The organism is Rahnella perminowiae, from assembly GCF_019049755.1.
Classification (GTDB): Bacteria; Pseudomonadota; Gammaproteobacteria; order Enterobacterales; family Enterobacteriaceae; genus Rahnella; species Rahnella perminowiae.
The window spans coordinates 1-21,767 of the sequence record NZ_JAFMOS010000575.1 but is presented as its reverse complement, the minus strand read 5'-3'; the positions used below and the strand labels follow the sequence as shown (position 1 = coordinate 21,767).

Below are 21,767 nucleotides of genomic sequence, written 5' to 3'. Positions count from 1 at the left end.
CGATAATCTTCGTCAAAACGGTATTTCACTGGATGACCTGCTGAGCAACCAAAGCGGGTCATATTCGTCTGAACTTAATAGCTTGTATAACAAATATAAAACGTTCGATACCTGTAACCCGTCCAGCACTTCACAACGCTATCTGGACAGCTGCAAACAGATGATCCTGAATCTGGCCGTAGCGATAGAAAATACGTCCGAGGTTGAAAACAAGATCACGGGCACGCTCGGCGATATATCAGATTTATCGGACCGTATTGCTAATGCGCAGGATACGAAAGAGTCACAGGACCTGGCTAACGCCATCGCAGCCAAAAGCGTACAATTGAATGCGCTGACCAGCCAGTGGGAAATGTCAGTCAAACAGGCAGAGCAACGTTCCACCATGCTGACTCAGCAGCGGCAAAAGGCTTTCAATGAGCAGCAACTCGCCGCGCCTGTTCCTGATTTTAATGATTGAGAGGGCAAACATGAAAACATCAATTTTGTTGATTCCAATTATTTCAGGATTCTTATTACTGACAGGATGTGATAACCCGAAATCAACGCAATGGTATAAAGAACACCAGGATGAAATGAATATCCGATATAAGACGTGCGAATCATCCGGTGATGATTCCATGGATTGTAAAAACGCACGTGAGGCACGATTTGAACTCCGTCAGGGGAATGCAAAGGTTCCCGATTTAAATTAACGAGGTGACCTATGTCAGGTGGTATGTTTGTTGGAATGAACAACACTATCACTGGCGGTTTAAATGCCGTACTACAGGGACAAACTTCCGTGTACGGCAATATGATCAGTGTTATCGCCGTCAGTTCATTTACATTATTTATCACTTATCGTGGGTATCAGACTCTGGCAGGAAAACTTCAAACCCCGATAGAAGATGTCGTATGGGATGTCGGACGAATGTTGTTGATCATGACGTTCGTTTTAAATCTTGGCAGTTGGCTGGATTTAGCCATCTCAGCCATTAATGGATTAAAAGATGGTGTCAGCGGCGACGATAATGTCTGGGCATTGCTCGATACCGTATGGGAAAAAGCACAGGCAATCGGACAAAAACTTTATCAAAATGATGATTCCAACTATGTAAAACTTAACGGAGGGATTGCTGAAATTCTGGTATGGGGAGGCGCTATCGTTACCCTGCTATTCGGCTCGACCGTTAACCTTTTAGCCGTAATCACAATAGTATTAATGACCACTACCGCGCCGATTTTTATTTTCTGCCTGCTATATAGATTCCTAACCTCCATGTTCAATAACTGGTTGAAAACTATATTTACCGTTATTCTGACGATTATGTTTTCAGCATTGTCACTCAGGATAGTGATTAATTATCTGAACGAAATATTGGATAAGGCGGTCAGTTTCGCGGATAACGCCAATATCATCACGCTCGGCGTTCAGTGCTGTGTCGCCGGTGTTATTTCAGGCGTCATCATCTACTTCTCAGCAAAAGTTGCCAGCGCATTAGGCGGTGCCGCCGTACAGGCCGTGTTACAGGGTGCAGCCATGAGCGGACTGCGCGGGCTGGCCAGCAAATCTGCCGACGTTGCCGGACCCGGCATAAAGACCGGGGGCCGACTGACCGCCAAAGGTGGCATGGCCGCAGCCGCGACAACCGGCAGGTTCATTGCTGCAGGGGCGGGCAAAACGGTGAGCGCCTGGCAGAAACGTGCCACCGCCATTGAAAGCATGAAACGCCAGAATCAGCAGCGCCATCGTTAATCCTCCCGACCGCTAACTTCTTTTCTCCGTCACGCCGTGGCCTCTGCCAGCGGTGCGGCTTTCCTGCATTTACCCGATAAGAGGCTTCCATGAAATTCAGCATCTTGCTTCTGGTGTTGTGCGCGCTTACGGGCTGCGCGCAGCATCAGGGCGACCTCCCGCCGGTGTCCGGCGATCCCCAGCCGGTGAATTCCCCCGCCATCATTCAGGAGCTGACCCACCATGTCTGATATTCAACATATCATTAATGTCTCGCGCTCTTTTGAATCCATCCTGCTTGAAAAGGAAGAGCGTTCCCGCAAAACTGCCTGGCGGGTGGCCGCTGCCGGGCTGATTCTGGCTGCACTGGCAATTACGGCCATTATTATTCTGCTGCCGCTGAAAACCACTGACATTGAATTGTGGTCGGTGGATAAACAAACTGGTCGTTATGAGTATATGACCCGCATTAAAGAGCGGGATATTGCGTCTGAAAAAGCGCTGGCCCATTCACTGGCGGCACACTATGTCAGGCTCCGCGAAGGGTATAATTATTTCTCCCTCCAGCGTGATTATGACGACGTACAGTTGTTTAACAGCGACAGCGTGAACCGGGATTATCTGGACGGGTTTAACGGCGACCAGGCACCGGACGTTATTTTTAATAAAGCCGAATACGTCGTCTATATCGACATTATTTCTAATGTGCATGCGCCTGCCACCGGGCCGGATAACCTGGCAACCCTGCGTATCAAGCGCACCCTCCGCCGTATTTCTGATAATTCAGTGAAAACGGACTTCTGGAATATCCGCCTCACTTACCGCTATGTCCTGCATCAGCAACTGACGGACAGTCAGCGTGAAGTGAACCCGCTGGGCTTTATCGTCACCAGCTACCAGCGCGATAAAGAACTGAGGAGCGAATGATGCTGAAAAACATCCTGCTCCTGACGGGCTTACTGGCATCATACGCGGCATGGAGTGCCGCCACCCCGCGCGGCAGCGGCTATGACAGCCGGATGCAGAACGTATCGTATAACAGCCAGAACGCCACCGTGGTGAACACCCGCCCCGGCTACGTTACCACGCTGCTGTTTGACGACGATGAGACCGTGACTGACGCGCAAGCGGGCTTTCCCAAAGGCTGGACGGTAACGAAGAGTGATAACCGGGTAGGCGTCAGCCCGAACCCCATCACCCAGCCGGTGACGGACGCCAGCGGCAACAACGTCAGCCAGGTGTTCCTGCCCACGGCAAAGGACTGGAAGACCAACCTCTTCGTGGTGACCTCAAAGCGTGATTACAGCCTGGAGCTGAATGTGCTGGACCACGATTCCCCCGCGCAGGCGTTCGTTATCCGTTACCACTATCCGGCCGAGGCTCGCCAGCAATCCGCCGCCGCCAGCGCCGCACGTCAGACGCAGCAGCGTGAAAGACAGGAGCAGCAGCAGATAGCGGCGGCATTCGGACAGGCCAGCACGCCACGCAACTGGCGCTACACCAAACGGGTCGCCGCCGGTTCGACCTCCATCGCACCGGATTTTGCCTGGGATGATGGTCGTTTTGCTTATATCGGTTTTTCCCCCATCAGAACCCTGCCTTCCGTTTTCCGGGTGGTTAACGGACGGGAGCAGGCGCTCACGCCCCGGACAGTTAAGCAGGGTAATTACACCGTGATGGTGGTTCCTGCAGCGCCACAACTGGTGTTGCGTTACGGTACCTCGGTGGTGGGGATCGAAAACGACGGATTCGGGCGCATCCCGATAACCCGCAGCGACACTGTTTCACCGTCCGTTACGCTGGAGGCGAAATGACCGATAAACCTGTCCCGGACGAACCGGAAAAAACCACCGCAGAACGGGAAGCGGAGGCCCGCGAACGCGCCCGGGCGGCAATGGCGTATCAGGAACCGGAGCAGAGAACATCCCCCGGCCAGCCGGAAGTGACCCGTTTTCGTAAGGTATCCAGTCGCCGCACGCTGATCGTCAGCCTGCTGAGTCTGACTCTGGTGATCGCCCTGGCATCCGGCGGCGATCGTCTTTTCAGTGCATTGAAAGGGGGTAATGAGAAAGAAGCCGACACCGCGCCGCCGCCCTCCGCCGGGAAGACGCTTCATGAGCGTCAAAATCTGGGGATGGACAGTAACCCGTTTGGCCTGTTCGGGCCGCACACACAGGACGGAACAGACCCTGTCAGCCAGACCGTTACTCCCGCACCAACGCAGCCACCGGCCCCACCCGCCTTGAACAAGGCAGCCGCGCTGGCTGATGGGCTGAACAACGCCCGAACAATACCGGGCGATAATGCACGCACGTCCCCGGGTGAAATGCGCAGCCACGCAGAAACGTCCGACAGTCCGTCATCATCCACAACGTACACATCCTGCCCGTCAGTACTGCCCAGGGGAAAGGATGGCAGCCTGCGCTGCCCGGAGACTGCCGCGCCGGAAACGGGTAACAACGACAATCCGGGCGTCGCCCGTGTCACCGGCGTCAGACGACTGGGCCTCGATCCTGATCTCTATATCCCGGTGGACCGCTATATCCCGTGTTCGATGATGTGGCGCTTCGTGTCCGATGTCGGGGGGCATATTTCCTGCCTGGTCAGTGAAGATGTTTACAGCGCCAGCAACCATGTGACGCTGATCCCGGCGGGAACGGTCGCCCGTGGCATCTACCGCACCGGGGCGCTGCAACACGGACGCAGCCGGATGTTTGTGCTGTGGACGGAGCTGCGTACGCCTGAGCCCGGCAGCCTGCAAATCCCGCTAACTGATACGCAGGCCAGCGGCCCGCTCGGCGAGGCGGGGATCTCAGGTTGGATCGACAATCACTTCTGGGAGCGCTTCGGCAATGCCCTGATGCTCAGTACCGTGCAGGACGTGGCAGCGGCGGCGTCGGATGCTGCCCCGGGGAAAGACCGCAATACCGACTACACCGAAAACACCCGCGCCGCCACGGCGGAAATGGCGAAAACGACGCTGGACAACAGCATCAGTATCCCGCCCACCCTGTATCTGAATCAGGGTGATGTCATTGGCATCATGACCGGCACCGACATTGATTTCTCATCCGTCTGGCAGCTGCGACTGAAAAAGAGGTGGTATGAACGCTGAAAACCTGTCGCTGGATTTTATGAAAAACCAGCTGTTTGGTGATTTTATTGCGCAGGACGGCCTGACGGAAATTGCCGTTAACCGGCCGGGTGAACTGCATACCAAAATCCGGGGGAAATGGCGAAGACATGAAGCCCCGGTTACGTTGCGTCAGTGTTACGCCTTTGCCAGAGCGCTGGCGTCGTGGCAGGAAGATAATATCGACGACACCTCGCCGATCCTTTCCGCCACGCTTGAGTCAGGCGAGCGCATTCAGGCCATTATTCCCCCGGCCTGTGAGCGTAATACCGTGTCTATTACGCTGCGCAAACCCTCATTCGGGCAGAAAACGCATCAGTCATGGATTGATGCGGGATTTTATAACCGGGTGACCGGTAAGGAGCGAACGGAAGTCAAAGATGTTGAACTGACCCGCTATTATCAGAGTGAGGATATGCCCCGCTTTATGGAAAAAGCGGTGGAATACGGCAAGACGATTTTTATCGTCGGTGAAACCGGATCCGGTAAAACCACCTATATGAAAACGCTGCTGCACCATATTCCCCGGCATCTCAGGCTGACCACCATCGAGGACAACCCCGAAATCCGTTTTTATCACCACACCAATTATGTCCATCTCTTTTATCCGGCGGATGCCGGGGATAATGCCATTGTCACGCCCGGCAGACTGATACGCGCCAATTATCGTATGAACCCTGACCGGATATTACTGGCTGAAATTCGCGGACAAGAGGCCTGGGAGGCGCTGAAAATCGTCGGTTCCGGGCATGAGGGATTAATAACCTCCCTGCATGCGGGCAGCCCGGAAGAATGCATTGAAGGGTTAATTGACCGCTGCTATGAAAACCCTGACTGCCGGAACATGCCTTTCGACGTGCTGTTACGCAAGGTGCTTAAGAGCATTGATGTGATAGTTAGCATTGATATTCACGGTGACATACGCCGGATGAGTGATGTTTATTTTAAACGACTTCATCTCAATGACATGAGTGGTGTATTCAGTAAAGGACTTCAATAAATAACTTATCGAATTACGCAACACTCGTTTGAATATGAAGGTGACCGAAATGAAAAAATCAATATCCTCCGCATTATTACTCTGCATTATGGCGTCATATTCAACCTCCGTCATGGCCGCTGACGCCTGTGAAGTGGTGTTATGCATGTACGGTAAAGCCACCGGAAACGGCGGCGGCAATGAATGCCATTCGGCCGAACGTGCATTCTTTAATATCGTGAAAAAGAACAGGCACGGTTTTCTGCCGGACCATACTGCCGATGCGAGAAAATCGTTCTTACTTGAGTGTGATTCGGCAGACCCGGCAATTATCAGCCAGATTATCAGTAAATTTGGCCGCATGCGTGGTTAATTAGCGGAGGTTATCTTTATGACCAAACCGGGTTTTATTCAGCATCCCTGGACACGTCAGCGCGGAGATTCCATGCGCGCAGCCCGTGTTATTGAACACATTGAAAATGAGGCAATGCACGGATGCGGCCTTTATTATGAAATTTATCACTATCGCGTTGTCTGCCGGTTATTGCAGTTGCTGCAAACGCTGAACGCCACCGACAGAGTAACGCTGACAGAAGAAGCTAATCTACGTGGATTTACGCTGAATGAAACCAGCATTAAAGAAAGTCGTCAGTGTTACTCCAACATCATGAGGGAAATCCGTGAGAGCCAATATTAACCCCTGCCTTAATTTTATTCGCAGGTCTCCTATAGCGCCAAAATATTTCAGCCGAGTCCGGCTTGAGGCGTGGTGGTTTTCAGGTTTTTACGGCCCAGCACATTTTTCACGGATTAAGGAGTGAAGAAATGCGGGCCGTAAAAATGAGGCAGCGGACAGAATTATTTTCGCGGGTTAAGGAGCGAAAATAGTTCAGGCACCGCGCCTCACCGGCAAACAGCCGCGCCCACGCGGATTTTGCCGGCCGGGGGGAGCCGAATAAATTTCGCCGCCCCGGCGAGCGAAAAGCTGTCGCCCACGACAGCGCTTTATTTGGGGGGCATCGCCCCGCACACCGTCGCGGCTAAGTCTCCGGCCAAAAGCCGGTAGCGTGGCGCGACCACCCTCTTTAAAGGTCAGCTTCCCTTTTATTCCCGCTGCGAGGAACGAGCTAAGGGAAGAAAAAGGCGAAAGCGACCGTCTTAAAGGGGGTGGTCGCGCGTAGCGGGCGACGGTGTGCCACCGTTGACGTTGGGGGTTTTGGCACGGCGTCCAGCCGCGACATTACCCCCATGTGACAGGCCATAAGGGCGTCCAGCCCGCATGTACTGGCGCACGCCGTTCGGGCAGGCAAGCATGCTTCCCTGCACATGGTCGTAACGCGGCCACTTTCTTCGTCCCTGATGGTCGCCCCGCCTTTTCGCCCGACACCGTGGGGCGAACTGATGGGGCGACGTCATGGGGCGAACTGCTGACGAAGGAGGCATCGTGATTTTGAATAAGCTGGCCGTTTCACTGTCGCCGATAGTGAATGGCGCGCTGAGCTTAATGGCTTTTTTGCAACAGCATCAGCTGATGCTGGCGCTGTTATCGGGGCTGACGATGCCGTTTTTCGCGTCGATGAAAAGCGATGAACGGCAAAAAGCCCCGTTGTGGCAAAAGCTGATTATGGCTTTTTCCATACTGTGTTTTCTTTCCGGTACGATGGCCCCGGTTGTTATCTGGATTTTCCAGTGGCTTTATCAAGGGCGGGTAGTCGCCAGCATTCCCGTTCTGGCATGGCCGGTGCTGATTAATTTTACCGTAACGGGTTTTATTTTGCATATTCTGCTGCGCAGGGTATTAACCCCTGAATTAGACAAAATAAAGAAACGCCTCGTCAGAAAAACCACGCTTGAACGGGAATTACGCACCGATGTCCGTACGGTGAAATCACTGCTGCCGGAAACGCTGCATTATGACCCGCTGGATTATATCGACCTGAACAACGGGTTATTTATCGGCATGGACCGTGATATTCAGCCGATGTACCTGCCGTTAAAAGACTGGCAAAGACAACACGCGGATATCATCGGCACCACCGGGGCCGGTAAAGGGGTGGCCACCGGGATATTACTTTATCAAAGTATTCTGGCCGGTGAAGGCGTATTTGTGATGGACCCCAAGGATGATGAATGGGCACCCCACCTTTACCGGAAAGCCTGCGAGGATGCATGTAAACCTTTTGCCTTAATTGACCTGCGTAAACCCCAATACCAGTTAAACCTGATTGAAGAGATCACCGCCGATGAACTCGAAGAGCTTTTTGTTGCCGGGTTCAGCCTGGCAGAAAAAGGTCAGGAGTCTGACTTTTACCGCATTGACGACAGGAAAGCAGCCAGGATAGCCGCTCAATTTGTCATCTGTAATACTGTCTCAACCATTCGTGATATCTATAATGGAGACTACGTTCAGGGTATTGCCGATAAAATAAAAGCCTTCTTCGGGAAAATTGAAGAGCTGGCATTGCTCAATGCCATTAATGCGCCGACAGGATTTTCACTTAATACGATATTTGAGGAAGGTGGTTGCTGTTATGTGATTGGTTCAATGCGCAACAGCAAAATCATTACCGCTCAGCGCATGCTGCTGGTTCGCCTGTATCAGTTGGCAGAAAGGCGCGAGCGTGTGAAAGACGTACCCCGCCCAATTGCTATTTATCTTTCCGAACTGAAATACCATTTATCCAGACCCGCGCTGGAAGGCTTAGGCGCGGCACGCGATAAGGGTGTTCACATTATTATGGACCATCAGTCGATTGCCGATTTAAAAGACTGTCCGGCAGATTTGAAAGGGGACGCCGTTGTCGGCGCGGTCGTTGAAAACGCCAAATTCAAACTGGTTTATCGCGTCATGGACCCGGATACCGCTGAATGGGTGGCAAGGATGTCCGGCACCATATTAGTCGATGATGAGGTCCGTAAAGCGAAAACCGACGCCGTGCTGACAGAGACTATCGACAGTGAACGCACCATCAGGCAGGCCGAGCGTTTCTTTACCGACAGCAATATGATCCTGAATCTACCCGATTTTGTCAGCTTCATTTTTACGACAAAAACACTCCCCTCTGCTTCGCTGATTTCGCCCATCAGGGTGAAGAAACGCGAACTGAAGATCTGCGCCGTGTCGTCCGCGATTGCCGCCACCGCCGCAACGGTAAACATCACCCTGGATTTTAGCGAGGAGGAAACATCCTCCGTATCCGTATCAATGCCGGATATCACCACAACGCGGCCCGATCTTTTTTTTGATACGGACGAAAAAGACACAACAACACCGAATGCCGATAAAGAGGAAAACCCGTCATTGCTGGATTTTTAAAGGGGGGAATGATGCTTATCACCGCATACAGCGAACGCCAGACGCGACACCACGAAAAAATACAACGACTGCTGAATTTTCTGAAGGAGGAAACGTACAGTGACTTTAAAACACTGATGCTGCTGTTCGGTTTCAGGGATCATAAATCACTGTATTCCCTGCTTTCAAAAGCCGAGGGTATGGGCTTGATACAAAAACATGTCCTGGTATCGCGCACGATGAAAATTTCATTATGGGGCATAACCACTGACGGGCTGGCCGTTGTATTAACCCCCGACGATGCGATTTTTCCGGCGCGGTTTGAGCCTTCAAAAATTACCGGCTGGACGCTGGAGCACCATCTTGATAATCAGACCGCCCGTATCATCCTTGAGCAAAAAGGCGCATCCGGATGGATAAACGGCGATCGCACAACCTTCCTCAATCGTTATCAGACCAGCCACCGCCCGGACGGACTGATTACCCTGCCCGGCGGCACCGTGATCGCCATTGAGACCGAGCGCCGTCTGAAAACCAGAGCCCGTTATCAGTCGATCATCGCCAGTCATTTGCTTGCCCGAACCCGTAAAGACTGGATTTACGTTTTTTATATCGTGCCGGACCCGCAGAAAAAGCGCGGTCTTGAACGGCTGTTTGACAGCATCCGGCACGTCATCGTTAACCATCAACACATCCCGCTGGAAACCCGCCACCGGCATGTCTTCCGCATCTACACGCTCGACGAGCTGCAACAGCTCGATGTAGGCCACGGCATATAGTTCTTCTGTATAACCAACTGCCCCAACCCGCCCACCAGCAGCGCAACGGCCTGAAATAATTCCCCTCGAAATACTCACCCAACATCAGAACAGACAGGACTCCAGAATGAACAGAGAAACTGACCGACTTGCTGACGTACTGACTGAAATGAGCGCCAAAGCACTGGTCACATGGATGACACATTCCGCATTGCACGACATACCGCGCGAAGCATTACTGGTTCGCGGCCACGATTTTGTGTACGCCCTACAGTCAAACTTTGTGCTGCTACGTGATGTTTTGTCAGAAACGCTGGAAGATATTGAGCAGCATAGCCATGACCTCGAAGAAAGACTTAATAATCTGGAACAGCGGCTGCTTGCACTTCAGGTAGTTGCTGGTAACCGAGAATAACTGCCCATTCCCCCCTGTCCGTGTGACTTGCTTTATTCCACTGCAGAGACATGACTGTTCGGTGCTCGCCTGGCTGCGCTCCGCCTCACTCATGTCTCTACAGCGTTACTGGTTAAGCCTATCCCAGCACTCAAAGCCGCATTTCTTTGCGGCCACTTCCTGCTCAGATTTTATCAATTAAATAACGATGCGCTTTCGATGCCGCGCTGGCGGCCTTGAAAATATAGCGTTTGTCGTTCTTCAGTGCTTTCAGCCAGGAAGCGATATAGCTTTCATGCTGAACCTCCCCGACAATCCCTAGGTCCGCCATCAGGAATGCGCTTCCCAGTTCGGCGATCAACTCCTCAAACGCATAATTCTCACTGCCAAACTTTCCTTTCATTTCACGGTTCAGCCGGCTTTTTGCCCCGCTCCAGTGAACCAGCTCATGCATTCCGGTGGCGTAGAAATTGGCCGCATCGGTAAAAAGACAACGTTCAGGTAAACGGATTTCATCGGTTGACGGTGCAAAAAAGGCGTTTTGTCCCTTCTCAATGATGGTTGCACCACTGTTACGGAAAAGCGCTTCCACCTGCGGTAACGGCTCAAAGGTCTCTGCCGGGAAAACGGCTTCGTCACTCAGAGGCAAACCATCAATTTGCTCAACATTAAACACGGTGAACGTCTTCAGCATCGGGATAAAGTCAGTTTCTCCGTCGTCATTTTCCTTTTTCAGGGTCGTATAGAAAATGGCTGTTGTGCCATGTTCGCCTTTACGCACCTGCCCGCCTTCCGCTTGCGCCTGTTTGTAAGTCATCCAGCGGGAATCGCTGAATCCCTGTTTAGATGCGCTGCACCACAGCAACATGATATTCATGCCACTATAAGCCACACCAGTGGCGTAATTGGAAGGCAGACCAGACATGCCATCTACACGTTGCCACGGGCAAGACCACGGTTTTACACCGGCTTCTAGCACAGAAATGATGCTGTCAGTAACGGTCTGATAAATGTCGGTTCTGGTTTGAGAAAATTTCGTTTTTGAGGAGCCTGACGGGTCCAGCGGGGATACGCTAGTCGCCGCTGCGGTGTTAGGGGCGCTAGTCTGGGTATGCAGGGAAATCGTCATGGTTTTTTCTCCGTCAGTAGTGTGAATTTCGTCTTCGTATCGCCTGACGGTTCGCTTTCCCGGCATCGTTCCGGCGCGCAAGGGCGCAGAATGCGTGCTATTTACCCTTGCGGGACGGGTTGTGCTGGGAAACGATTAACCGGAAGCTGATAGGGGAACGGAAGGCACACGGGAGAAAAAACTAACCCTGCACAGCCGGGCGTATCAGCCCGCTTATAGCTGCGACTTTTATCAGTGAAGTGGATGCATTGCAATTTTCCAGCAGCAGAGAATTATCCGCCTGGTGTGGTTTGGTTCCCCGGCAGCACAGTTCGGGAGGAAAACAACGAGTGTCCTCAGTGACAAAAAATGGCAATCGTAGCCTGAGAACACTGATCATTCACGGTGCACGATCAGTTATGCGATGCGTGAAAAAACGCGATGACGGGATGGGGCTTGGCTTAACAGGCTTGAAGCCCGGCGAGGGTTCCTGAAAAACACAGTGGCGCTGGCCAATAAGTTGACACGGATTATCTGGCGAATATTAACCAATTGCGTTGATTTTAATATGAATAAGGCTTTTGCAGCGAGTTGATTTAATACAGCGTTGAAAAAAATATGTCTCTCTGAGTTTGCAAGCACTGATGAGGAAACGGCTACATGGAATCACCTTACTTATATCGATCCCAGATAATCGCTTCCTGTTCTGGCGTATAGTAAATGCGCGTTCTTCGTTTCATGGCAACGTCCCCCTTCTTTAAGGATAGCGTTGCGTCGATCCGTTGAACTCACAGCGACAAACTGACCTAGTGCTTTGCTCAGATTTCTAACGTTTTAAATTCCAAAACATAATTCTCAGTCCCTGAAAAATGGGCACGTAATTATTTATCATTCTCTCATTGCCTGGATACATAGGCATCTCCCCAAGCTTTCATCGTCTCAAGTACAGGCGCAAGCGTAAAACCCAATTCAGTGAGTGAATATTCAACTCGTGGGGGGACCTCAGCAAATATCTCCCGGGAAATAATGCCATGAGCCTCAAGTTCTCTAAGTTGTAGGGTCAATGATCGCTGTGTGACACCGCCTATGAGTTTACGAAGCTCACCAAATCGTTTGGTTCCACTGAGCAGGTAGTAAATGATTAGCGGTTTCCATTTGCCCCCTGCGACGGTAATTGTTGCTTCAACTGTGCACCGGTAATTCTGTTCTTCCTGGATTTTCATCTTTCTTTAGATATTCCATTAGTATACTTACTATCCCTATGTATCAAAAATGTACCTACTTTTCAATATAACCTATAACGCTTAAAGTATACCGAGGCAGGTGGCTAAAGCTGATAATGATTTCTGTTAATTTAATCAAAGGGTTATGACTAATGAAAGCCGCATTTTATGACACCCAGGGCAATGCCTACGATGTGCTGAAAATTGGTGAAGTTCCTCAGCCCAGTCCAGGCCCGAATGAAGTACTCGTGCGCATTCATGTTTCAGGAATAAATCCATCAGACATTAAGGCAAGAACAGGTTTCTCTGCAAACATGCCATATGCACGTATCATTCCCCATCAGGATGGCGCAGGTGTGATTGAAGCGGTTGGTGAGAATGTATCATCTGAACGACTCAATGAACGCGTCTGGCTTTATGAAGCACAATATGGACGGGCGTCAGGCACGGCAGCAGAGTTCGTTGTCGTCCCCGCAGGTCAGGCTGTCAGGCTCCCTGACAACGTTTCGTTTGAAACAGGCGCTTCCCTCGGAATTCCAGCGCTCACCGCTCACCGCTGCCTTTTTTCCGATGGTGACCTTAAAGATCGCCGGGTACTCATTCATGGCGGAGCCGGAGCGGTAGGAACCGCAGCGATTTTATTAGCGAAATGGGCCGGTGCATGGGTTGTGACTACGGTGAGAAACGCTCAACAAGCGGTAATAGCAAAAAATAACGGTGCTGATTTAGTGCTCGACCATACCTCTGGCGATGTGGCCAATATCATTATGGCCAGGACAGACAATCAGGGGGTTGATCATATTGTCGATGTGGCTTTGAAAGAGAACGTTGATATCAACCTGGCGTGTTTGTCGCAGGGGGGCGTTATTAGCGCTTATGCGACGAGTAGCGCAACAGAAACACTTTCCGTTCCACTCCTCAAGGCCATGATACACGGCTGTGTACTCCGCTTTGTCTATATATACAATGTCCCCATCGAAGTAAAAAAAGCCAGTGCAGCAGATATTAATTCCTGCCTTGAAACGGGAACCTATGCCCCTTTAATAGGATTAAATCTGCCACTTGAGCAAATAGCGGATGCTCATTACGCATTGGAACACTCAAAAGTAATCGGTAAAGTCCTTATACATATGTAATGGCTTCCTTAAAAATTAGTGCACTGTGTGGTTCCTAAGCTCCGTTTCTGGCACAGGGCTGTTGTTGCAGCCCTGACAATCTTAGGCTTCAATCGATTCGGATATCTCCAACGCATCATCGACTTTAATGCCCAAGTAACGAACTGTGCTATACAGCGAATCGTCGAGACCAAGCTTTGCTTGCCATGCATGAAAATGCCCGATGTCAAGACTTTTGTGAAGCTATGCAGCGGCGTGAAAGCTAGTCGGGTCAAGAGGTTAGGCCAGATTTCGGTCTCTATCTGCCACTGCCGCTTTTCGAACCAGGTGCCGCATAGGCGCTTCGTGGCGGCGAACCCAGGAGCCTTGCAGCGCACAGGCGCCTTGGCCTTCAACTTCGCGCTAGCTTTGTACGGCCATCTCACGCGCCACTATCTTGCTCGCATTGTTGTGTGGCGGTGCTTCCGATGCCAATATCGACGCTCGCCAGCGTGCGTTTGCTCTGCTCGATGACAGCACGGGATTCAGCCTTGTGCCTTGGAAGTCGGCCAGTGAGCTGCGGTTGGGGCAAACGACGATGAGGGTTGTTCACGGCTCCTGTGTGCCGTGGGAGTTCGCACAACTGCGCACGCCGCCGGTAAAGTGATTTGTTCATTGCCACGCTTTCACTCGGCCTTGAGTCTGATCTCCCACGCTTTTGCCCGCTGAGTACGTGCCAGTGTTAGCGCCTGCTGCAAGATCTCCAATGTAGGTGTTTGATGGGATGCTTTATTCCTGAGCGCTCGGGCTTTGATCCTCATGAGTTCGGGAGCGTTCCAAAGCTGTCCTTTGGCCGCGTCGCCTGTCAGTCGAGCATTGATCAGCTTCGTTGCTTCTCGGCTATGGCCCTGTTCGATCATCGCGTTTGCAAAGTCCGACAAAAAAACGGAATAAGCTGGATCAAACCCGTGCGCTTGCAGCTTCTCTAAGGCAGATCTGAGCTCCAGGAAAGAGATTTCATCGGGGTTTTGGCATAACCGCGCCCAAAGCGCAAAAGCCGAACCATAGAGTCCCCAAAAATCCAGACCGTGATTTCCTGCAACTTGATTGAGCTGCTGCGACACGCGCGCGACCTCTTCCACATCACCTGAAAGTGCTGCCACAGTGCAGCTTCCCTCCAATAGAGCGCAGCATAGGGTGCAGGCGTGATCCAGTGCCATGGCTTCGTCAATGGCAACCTGGGCCGCACGCCGGGCTTTGGTCTCTCTCCCCATCATCAACAGAATGCGAGAAAGAAAAGCCCAGCCTGCTACACGCTGGTCTAACCCGAATCTGAAATGTGAGCCATGATGTTCGTCTCGCGCATAACTGTCGAGCATGGATTCGATTTCAATCAAAGCCTCAGCGTGGTTTCCCAAAAAATGAAGGGATGTTCCGATCAATCGACGTGCAGTCAGAAGCGCAGTTTGATCACGATGCTTCATGGCTAGTCCCGCCATCTTTTTACCGTGCTGAAGAGCCTGCGCGTAATGGCCGCTACGGAGGTTAAAGAGCCATAAACCATATTCCGCTTGCAGTTGCATTTCCTTGTCACCGAGTTGCGATGCAAGGTCGCAGGCCCTCGACCACGCATGCCTGTTCGCCGGGATCGGTCCGCGTGACCAAGTCAACGAGGTGGCCAGTGCGGCCTGAATCAACATCTCTTGATGTTCTTCTATGGAAGGGACTTCTGCATTTTCGAGCGCATCCGTCATCCTCTGGCGACATTCATCATGAAGCGAGAGTTGTATCCAGAATGGGGCGGAATTGGCCAGGATGCGCAGGCCCATACTGCGATGCTGATTACCTAGGAATGCCCATGCGAGGGCAGACCGGATGTCATCAATGTGGTGCTCGTACTGTCGCCTCCACTGAGGCGTGGGCAGAGACATCCAATCTCGTTGAGCTTGAGAGACCAGTTGATCAACGAAGTGCGCGTGTTTTTCAGCTAGGGTCGCCGTTCTGTCTCCAAGCTGCTCCAGGGCGTATGCACGCAGCATGCTCAGATAGCGATAACGAAGCGGCTGGGTTCCGGTTTGCAGCGCTACGAGTGATTTCTCGACAAGGCCGTAAACAACATCGACCAGTCTCGGAGATTGACCCATCTCGGCGGATATGACCTGTTCTGCCGCAGTGAGGGTGAAATCGCCTGGGAAAATAGCCAGCTCTTGGAATACATGTTGTTCAACCGAATTTAATAGTTGATAGCTCCACCTCATGGCGTCGCCAAGTGTCCGGTGGCGACCCGAGTTTCGGTGTTTCTGGGCGGCAAGCAATCCCGACGAAAGTGCCAAGTCTTCGGTGACGGAAGCGAGTCCCAGCGACGGCACGCGAGCAGCGGCAATTTCAAGCGCCAATGGAACGCCATCGAGTGCTCTGCATAATGTCGCAATCTGCTCTACGTTGTTTTCCGTGAGTTCGAAATGATAGTCGGCAGAAATGACTCGGCGGACAAACAATTCAATAGCACTATAGTCTTTTGCATGCTCTGCATTTATTGAGTGCGGGGGCACGGCGAGAGGATGGACTCGGTAGACCTGCTCACCCTCCAACCCCAATGGGGTTTGGCTAGTGAGAAGTACGCTCAGTCCAGGATCGGCCTCCAAAAGCTGGGCCAGGACTTCTGCACAAACCGATGCAACGTGTTCGCAATTATCCACGACCAATAGCGCCCTTGTCGGATGGAGCGCCAGTTGCGTAATTGTTCCAGCCAGCCCCGCTAACGCACTTGAAATAGCTGGCGATACTGAGGTAGCACTGCCGATTTGCGACAGGTTTGCAAAATAAACCCCATCTGGAAAATAAGGACTGGATCCCGATGCGACTTCTATCGCCAACCTGGTTTTCCCTACCCCAGCAGGGCCCGCGAGCGTTAATAGGCGTTGGGTAGCGAGTAGTCGATTTAACTCAAGTAGCTCCTCAGCGCGACCAATCAAAGGAGACCTGGGGCGAGGCAAGCCGCTCCGCCCTTGACGAATCCCAATGGATGAGGTCACTGCGCGGTGAAACTGTACTGCACCCGTAAACCGATAACCGCGGCCAAATTCCGTTGCGATAAGATCCCGATCATCCCCCAGGATTTTTCGCAGCGACGAGATTTGCGCCTGCAAACTGTTTTCTTCGACAACGCCTTTCGACCATATTCGGGAAAGGAGCGAATCTTTGGATACCACTTGTCCAGCTGCGCCTACAAGTTGAACCAGCACGTCAAGCGCGCGTTCACCCAACTCTAGCCGCACCCCGTCTCGCAGCAAGAACCGCAGACGCGGAAACAACTGGTATTGGCCGAAGGCAACCATATCGTCGTCGCGCGAATAAGGGGGCTTCGACGGTCTTTGAAGGCAATTCTTTGTACCGTTAGACATTTTTTTCACATAGCGAGTTTCGGCGTAAACAAAGGAGATTTCAGACGTCTGAAATTGTAGGCCAAAGACTTTGTCAGCACAATGCTTCAGCATGAGGGTCTATGTACTTCTATGTGAGCCTGTCCTATGTCTCAAGAACCCATGTCTCAAGAAAAGGCCGGTGGCGAACCTCAACCCGAGGCTGCTGCCCTTACTGAAGCTGCGCTTGCCCATCACCTGGACACGTCACTTCTGGCAGTTATGGCGGTAGCCTGCGGTGTTTTCGTATCGAATGTTTACTACAACCAGCCGCTTCTAGAGCTGTTGTACCGGGCGTTCCCCCAAGCAACGGGCCTGGTCAATTTGGCCCCGACAGTGACACAGCTAGGGTTCGCCTGCGGCCTGTTCTTGCTGGTTCCCCTCGGAGACCGTATTGATCGGAGAAAATTGATTCTCGGGCAGGCAGGAGCTCTAGTCTTGGCGTTGATATGCCTGGCTACGGCCCCGAATGCTTGGGCGCTTGTGCTCACCTCAGCGGTCGTAGGTATGTCCGCATCCGTTGCCCAACAGATCGTGCCGTTCGCAGCAGAACTCGCTGCGCCGAGTCGCCGTGGACAAGTGGTCGGCATTGTGATGAGTGGTGTGCTTTGCGGCCTTTTGCTGGGTAGGGCTTTTGGCGGATTTGTTGGCGGCCATTGGGGCTGGCGTGTCACGTATTGGGTAGGCGCCTTCCTCACAGCTATGGCTTGGCTACTGCTGCTGGTCAAGCTTCCTCATAGCAAACCGCAGACTGACCACGGCTACCTTAGCCTCATGAAGTCGCTTATCGGTCTGTGGCGAGAAGAACCACTGTTGCGCCGGGCAACATGTATTCAGGCTGCCTTGTTTGGTTCCTTTATGGGGCTTTGGACAATTCTGGCCTTGCATCTGCACGAGGCATATGGTTTGGGTGCTGACGTGGCGGGCCTCATGGGCATCGTCGGCGCAGCCGGGATTTTGATTGCTCCACTGGCTGGCCGTGTAGCCGATCAACGTGGCCCGCATGCCGTTATCGGGATTGGTTGCCTGATTATGTTGCTGTCATACCTTATTTTTGGCCTCTGGTGCAGCCTTATTGGTCTGATTGTTGGAATTCTCTTGTTGGACATCGGTGAACAGTTAGCGCTCATCTCCAACCAGCATGTGATTTACGCACTTCGCCCGGAGGCCAGGAGTCGGCTCAATACGTTGTTCATGAGCGGAATGTTCGTAGGTGGCGCAACGGGCTCATGGGGAGCGGGCATTAGCTGGCGTCTGGGGGGGTGGCTTACTGCGTGCATATTTCTCGGAATATTGGTGTTAATCGGACTTGTTATGCACTGCACAGGGAGGTTGTCCGCTTATGCAAATGCCAAAAGTTGAGAGGTGGGAAGGGGGCGATGCTCATATTGATGAACCTGTGAGAGGGCCCGGTATTATGCCTTGTTTGCCCTGATGTTCAACACCAGGGCGCGCATGCAGGAAGTGCTCGACCTGCAGCGCTGCGACGTGCGGCTGGAGGCCCCACCTCAAGTGCGGCTACATGGCAAGCGCAGCAAGGTGCGGCGGTGTCCGCTCTGGCCGGCCATGGTGAAAGGTGCTGCGGATGCGCTGCTTTCGTCCCTGGAGGCTCTGCAGTGACGTCGTGTTATACCGAACTAGGACGAGGAATTTTGTAGGCGACAGCACGAATTCAGGGTGGAATTCGGCATAGTACGGTGCCTGGCATAGCGGCCCATATGCCGAATGCGTCGTACGTGCCACTGCCGAAAGCGGAATCCACAACGTTGACCTTTGCCTGGTGGGCTTGTTGCATTGCTTGGAGTAGTCCTCAATGAAGAAGGAGTGGCAATACCGGCGAGGCTGAAAATGGCGATTAAGTCTTCTGAGCGGCAGCCTTTTGTCCGTTCGCGGTCAAAGACACTAGGCTGTGTCCCTTAATTGCATAACTTTTTTGTAAAACAGGCGGATGCAACCCAGTTTCACCATCGCCAGATAATTCCTCGCCGGTGTGGCAATGCAACGATATTCTTTTAACCGACCAAAGCAACGTTCAACAACGTTGCGATTGCGGTAGGCATCACGATCAAGCTGTGAACGACCATTCGACGCCATTTTCTCATTTGATTTGCGAGGAATGACGGTTTTTATACCTTTTTTCAGTTCGTTACGTAACGCATGTCCGGAGTAGGCTTTATCAGCCGGTACGGCATGATCACGTCGCTTCATGCTTCCGTTATGGCGCTGAACACCAATACCGCCCAGAAGATGTTGTGCGAACTTACTTTCATGGGCCTGTCCGGGGCTCAGCACGATGTTTAACGGCAGGCCGCTCCCGTCTGTCGCCAGATGGATTTTGGTGCCAAAACCACCGCGAGAGCGACCCAGGCTGTTATCTCCGGTGATATCGGGATGTTTTTTGCGCCCCGGCGGCGCATCTGAGTTCCCTGATATTGCTGCCATCCAGAGCAGTAGCTGACCAGTCCACGAGGCCATGGGCATCAAGAGATGAAAGTAACCTATTGAAAATAATGTTAATCACACCCGATTTTGACCATCGGTTAAAACGGTTGTAAAGGGTCTTCCATGGCCCGTATCGCTCAGGTAAATCGCGCCATGGTGCGCCTGAACACACCACCCAGAACATGCCGTTGATGATCATACAATGTTCTGCCCATGGGTGCCCGGCCCGTGGAGATGCAGGCTTTGCAGGGAGTAAGGGCTGGATGATAGTCCATGCTTCATCGGGAAGGTCATAGCGAGCCATAGTTCAGTATGTTGTGGAAACAGATGGTTACTTTAGCTCAGGTGATTAAGGGACACGGTCTAGGCTGGCAGGCGCAATAAGCGTAATCAGGCTGGAAAGTACGACAGTATGACTGACAGCGGTAACGCTGGTGTCCAACCTTACTTCTCTCATGTTTTTTAACAGCATCAATGCGTTCACAAAAGGGACATTTCACGTCAACCAGAGCCATAAATCCTTATCCGTAAAAACGAGAATTATACTGACCTGTCAACACATTGAATACTTGATCCGATTTTTATATGGGCGTAGGGGCACCCCAGCCTGCATTAGGCAAGTCGAGCATCGTCGATAACCGCTCGCGTGAGGGCAGCCTGTGACCTTCGAATTTCCTCGCTCGTCTGCCCCGTGGCAAGGAGATCTTCGATAAGATCGATGTGCAGCGCGCCAAGCAATACGTGTGCTTTATAGTCTACTTCTTCCGAGGCCCCTCCCCTTGTAGCATCCTTGAGCAGATCTCTCAGTAGCCCGTGCATCCACTTGTATTGCTCCGACTGTCGCAGCCCGAGGGAGGGGGTCTCCCGTGCGCGAATGAGGTGGCGATTCTCAAGCTTGAATGTGAGCAACGCATCTAGGAATGCGACCGCGCGTACGCGTGGTGGACCCCCGAATCCAAGGGGGGGCGTTTCCACTTCCACTGCCTTACGTAGGGTACCTAGCTTTGCCTCCCATAATGCATCAAGAAGTCCATTCCGACTGCCAAAGGCACGGAAAAGCGTTCCTTTTCCCACACAGGCTGCCCTTGCGATGGCTTCCATTGTAACAGTGCCTGGGGAATCGGCGACCGAGAAAAGTTGGTCCGCTGCGGCGAGTATGAGCTCCGCAGGAATCGAAGGCCTACCGCGGCGTATGCTATTGCTTTCGGACTCTTGGTCCGATAACATTATGGACTCACGGTCCGAAATTACAGTTTTTTGAGTTTTCGCCATCATTAACCCATTTTATCGGAGAAGAAAATGTCCATAACATACGCTTTACCTATGTGGTTCGCAAAAGCAATCCAGGCACTTCAATCGGGAAATATAGAAGAATGGATGAATATTTACGCTGCTGACGCGGTGCATGAGTTTCCGTTTGCACCACCAGGATGGGTCGTTAAGCTGGAGGGACGCGAGCAGATTGGAGCCTACATGAGCCAATTGCCAGCTCTACTCCATTTCGGTTCGCTCAGTGATATTAGAGTGCGTGAAGTTGGCGATGAACTTATCGTGGAAGCTATTGGCCATCACAGGCGCACCTCCGACAATACGCCAAGGTACATAAACTACGTCTGGTTTATTACTTTGCACAATGGAAAGGTGACTCACATCCGAGACTATATGAACCCATTGCAGCTATCGACCAGCTAAAAATATCCGAAGTCATTGCTCTATAATGGTCAATTCCCCTTAGTATAGGCCCTATTTGATCCGTCTGTAGTCGTCTAAGCGGACGGACCATTACACATCATGATGTATGACCTGTGTATACTTTGTATCCGTGATGAGAGGCGGCCGCATTGCCTCGTATAAAATGTCCGGCAGTGACCCTATTGTGCCTTATGTCCTCTTCCCGCTTAGATTTTGTCCATCAAATAAACGATGCGCTTTCGATGCCGCGCTGGTCGTCTTGAAAATAAAGCTTTTATCGTTCTTGAGCACTTTCAGTCAGGAAGCGATATAGCTTTCATGCTGAACCTCTCCAATGCTCCCCAGAGCCGCCATCAGGAACGCGCTTCCCAGTTCGGCGATCAACTATTCAAAAGCCTCCCCCTCACAGCCAAACGTCCCTTTCATTTCACGGTTAAGATGGTTTTTAGCTCCGATCCAGTGAACCAGTTCTACGCCCTATCTTTTAAGGAAGAAAAGTCGACATATATG

24 protein-coding genes and 2 pseudogenes are annotated in these 21,767 nt (G+C 52.0%); 18 read left to right on the top strand and 8 right to left on the bottom strand.

The window, feature by feature from the left end:
* The 3 genes from J1785_RS15800 to J1785_RS15790 all read left to right on the top strand — a co-directional run.
* The coding region (locus tag J1785_RS15800; RefSeq protein ID WP_217219818.1) for a type IV secretion system protein at positions 1 to 460 on the top strand (460 nt) is incomplete at its 5' end.
* A gap of 10 nt (positions 461 to 470) precedes the next feature.
* Entirely contained in the window at positions 471 to 695 is a 225-nt protein-coding gene (locus tag J1785_RS15795) for an EexN family lipoprotein (protein ID WP_071823624.1), read from the top strand.
* Positions 696 to 706: 11 nt separating this feature from the next.
* Entirely contained in the window at positions 707 to 1,738 is a 1,032-nt protein-coding gene (locus tag J1785_RS15790; RefSeq protein WP_217192306.1) for a TrbL/VirB6 family protein, read from the top strand.
* A 29-nt stretch (positions 1,739 to 1,767) separates the two neighbouring features.
* On the opposite strand, the gene J1785_RS15785 is transcribed toward J1785_RS15790, so the two are convergent.
* Positions 1,768 to 1,962 (bottom strand): hypothetical protein, encoded by a 195-nt coding sequence (locus J1785_RS15785; RefSeq protein ID WP_217137394.1) that lies wholly within the window; start codon positions 1,960 to 1,962, stop codon positions 1,768 to 1,770.
* On the opposite strand from J1785_RS15785, the gene J1785_RS15780 reads away from it, so the two are divergent.
* The 9 genes from J1785_RS15780 to J1785_RS15740 all read left to right on the top strand — a co-directional run bounded on the left by J1785_RS15780 (position 1,961) and on the right by J1785_RS15740 (position 10,297).
* Positions 1,961 to 2,644, top strand: coding sequence for a VirB8 family type IV secretion system protein (locus J1785_RS15780; RefSeq protein ID WP_217137393.1), 684 nt, complete (start codon positions 1,961 to 1,963; stop codon positions 2,642 to 2,644). The genes J1785_RS15785 and J1785_RS15780 overlap by 2 nt on opposite strands.
* Positions 2,644 to 3,531 (top strand): P-type conjugative transfer protein VirB9, encoded by an 888-nt coding sequence (virB9, locus tag J1785_RS15775; RefSeq protein ID WP_217137419.1) that lies wholly within the window; start codon positions 2,644 to 2,646, stop codon positions 3,529 to 3,531. Before J1785_RS15780 ends, virB9 begins: the two co-directional genes overlap by 1 nt.
* Positions 3,528 to 4,832, top strand: coding sequence for a VirB10/TraB/TrbI family type IV secretion system protein (virB10, locus tag J1785_RS15770; RefSeq protein WP_217219816.1), 1,305 nt, complete (start codon positions 3,528 to 3,530; stop codon positions 4,830 to 4,832). The genes virB9 and virB10 overlap by 4 nt, the downstream gene beginning before the upstream one ends.
* Positions 4,822 to 5,850, top strand: a complete 1,029-nt coding sequence (gene virB11 / locus J1785_RS15765; protein WP_217137391.1) for a P-type DNA transfer ATPase VirB11 — start codon at positions 4,822 to 4,824, stop codon at positions 5,848 to 5,850. The genes virB10 and virB11 overlap by 11 nt, the downstream gene beginning before the upstream one ends.
* Before the next feature lie 49 nt (positions 5,851 to 5,899).
* Positions 5,900 to 6,202, top strand: coding sequence for a TrbM/KikA/MpfK family conjugal transfer protein (locus J1785_RS15760; RefSeq protein WP_217137390.1), 303 nt, complete (start codon positions 5,900 to 5,902; stop codon positions 6,200 to 6,202).
* Positions 6,203 to 6,220: 18 nt separating this feature from the next.
* Complete coding sequence (locus J1785_RS15755) at positions 6,221 to 6,526, top strand: hypothetical protein (RefSeq protein WP_151711929.1); 306 nt, start codon at positions 6,221 to 6,223, stop codon at positions 6,524 to 6,526.
* Between the two features lie 747 nt (positions 6,527 to 7,273).
* Complete coding sequence (locus J1785_RS15750; RefSeq protein WP_217192304.1) at positions 7,274 to 9,145, top strand: type IV secretory system conjugative DNA transfer family protein; 1,872 nt, start codon at positions 7,274 to 7,276, stop codon at positions 9,143 to 9,145.
* An 11-nt stretch (positions 9,146 to 9,156) separates the two neighbouring features.
* Entirely contained in the window at positions 9,157 to 9,903 is a 747-nt protein-coding gene (gene mobC, locus J1785_RS15745) for a MobC family replication-relaxation protein (protein WP_217219820.1), read from the top strand.
* Positions 9,904 to 10,009: 106 nt separating this feature from the next.
* Positions 10,010 to 10,297, top strand: coding sequence for a hypothetical protein (locus tag J1785_RS15740; protein ID WP_217192303.1), 288 nt, complete (start codon positions 10,010 to 10,012; stop codon positions 10,295 to 10,297).
* Between the two features lie 163 nt (positions 10,298 to 10,460).
* Here the strand turns inward: J1785_RS15740 and J1785_RS15735 are convergent, their stop codons facing one another.
* Entirely contained in the window at positions 10,461 to 11,405 is a 945-nt protein-coding gene (locus tag J1785_RS15735; RefSeq protein WP_217219813.1) for an ArdC family protein, read from the bottom strand.
* A gap of 239 nt (positions 11,406 to 11,644) precedes the next feature.
* On the opposite strand from J1785_RS15735, the gene J1785_RS26785 reads away from it, so the two are divergent.
* On the top strand, positions 11,645 to 11,878 hold the full coding sequence (locus tag J1785_RS26785) for a transposase (protein ID WP_309247399.1): 234 nt from the start codon (positions 11,645 to 11,647) through the stop codon (positions 11,876 to 11,878).
* Between the two features lie 402 nt (positions 11,879 to 12,280).
* Here the strand turns inward: J1785_RS26785 and J1785_RS15725 are convergent, their stop codons facing one another.
* Positions 12,281 to 12,607, bottom strand: coding sequence for a winged helix-turn-helix transcriptional regulator (locus J1785_RS15725; RefSeq protein ID WP_217192301.1), 327 nt, complete (start codon positions 12,605 to 12,607; stop codon positions 12,281 to 12,283).
* A 152-nt stretch (positions 12,608 to 12,759) separates the two neighbouring features.
* On the opposite strand from J1785_RS15725, the gene J1785_RS15720 reads away from it, so the two are divergent.
* Complete coding sequence (locus tag J1785_RS15720) at positions 12,760 to 13,743, top strand: NADPH:quinone reductase (protein ID WP_217192300.1); 984 nt, start codon at positions 12,760 to 12,762, stop codon at positions 13,741 to 13,743.
* 415 nt (positions 13,744 to 14,158) lie between these two features.
* Positions 14,159 to 14,368 (top strand): DUF3363 domain-containing protein, encoded by a 210-nt coding sequence (locus tag J1785_RS27080; RefSeq protein WP_217192299.1) that lies wholly within the window; start codon positions 14,159 to 14,161, stop codon positions 14,366 to 14,368.
* 19 nt (positions 14,369 to 14,387) lie between these two features.
* Here the strand turns inward: J1785_RS27080 and J1785_RS15705 are convergent, their stop codons facing one another.
* Positions 14,388 to 17,198, bottom strand: coding sequence for an ATP-binding protein (locus J1785_RS15705; protein ID WP_217192298.1), 2,811 nt, complete (start codon positions 17,196 to 17,198; stop codon positions 14,388 to 14,390).
* Between the two features lie 48 nt (positions 17,199 to 17,246).
* Between J1785_RS15705 and J1785_RS15700 the strand changes: the two genes are divergently transcribed.
* Complete coding sequence (locus tag J1785_RS15700; protein ID WP_217192297.1) at positions 17,247 to 18,485, top strand: MFS transporter; 1,239 nt, start codon at positions 17,247 to 17,249, stop codon at positions 18,483 to 18,485.
* Positions 18,486 to 18,545: 60 nt separating this feature from the next.
* Positions 18,546 to 18,743, top strand: a complete 198-nt coding sequence (locus J1785_RS15695) for a site-specific integrase (protein ID WP_217192296.1) — start codon at positions 18,546 to 18,548, stop codon at positions 18,741 to 18,743.
* A 282-nt stretch (positions 18,744 to 19,025) separates the two neighbouring features.
* On the opposite strand, the gene J1785_RS15690 is transcribed toward J1785_RS15695, so the two are convergent.
* From J1785_RS15690 to J1785_RS27075, 3 genes and pseudogenes are all read right to left on the bottom strand, one after another.
* Positions 19,026 to 19,869, bottom strand: a protein-coding gene (locus J1785_RS15690) for an IS5 family transposase (protein ID WP_254309069.1) whose coding sequence is annotated in 2 segments (ribosomal slippage) — positions 19,026 to 19,524 and positions 19,523 to 19,869 — 846 coding nt in all. Because the reading frame shifts where the segments join, the coding sequence is not laid out codon by codon here.
* 61 nt (positions 19,870 to 19,930) lie between these two features.
* Positions 19,931 to 20,080, bottom strand: a pseudogene (locus J1785_RS15685) (IS1 family transposase); the annotation flags it as partial.
* Between the two features lie 97 nt (positions 20,081 to 20,177).
* On the bottom strand, positions 20,178 to 20,792 hold the full coding sequence (locus tag J1785_RS27075) for a TetR/AcrR family transcriptional regulator (protein ID WP_227978083.1): 615 nt from the start codon (positions 20,790 to 20,792) through the stop codon (positions 20,178 to 20,180).
* Between the two features lie 72 nt (positions 20,793 to 20,864).
* Between J1785_RS27075 and J1785_RS15675 the strand changes: the two genes are divergently transcribed.
* Positions 20,865 to 21,257 carry a nuclear transport factor 2 family protein gene (locus tag J1785_RS15675; protein ID WP_217192294.1) on the top strand — a complete coding sequence of 131 codons (393 nt, stop codon included), beginning with the start codon at positions 20,865 to 20,867 and terminating at the stop codon, positions 21,255 to 21,257.
* A gap of 206 nt (positions 21,258 to 21,463) precedes the next feature.
* On the opposite strand, the pseudogene J1785_RS26780 reads toward J1785_RS15675, so the two are convergent.
* A pseudogene (locus tag J1785_RS26780) lies at positions 21,464 to 21,728 on the bottom strand (zincin-like metallopeptidase domain-containing protein); the annotation flags it as partial.
* Positions 21,729 to 21,767 lie beyond the last annotated feature (39 nt).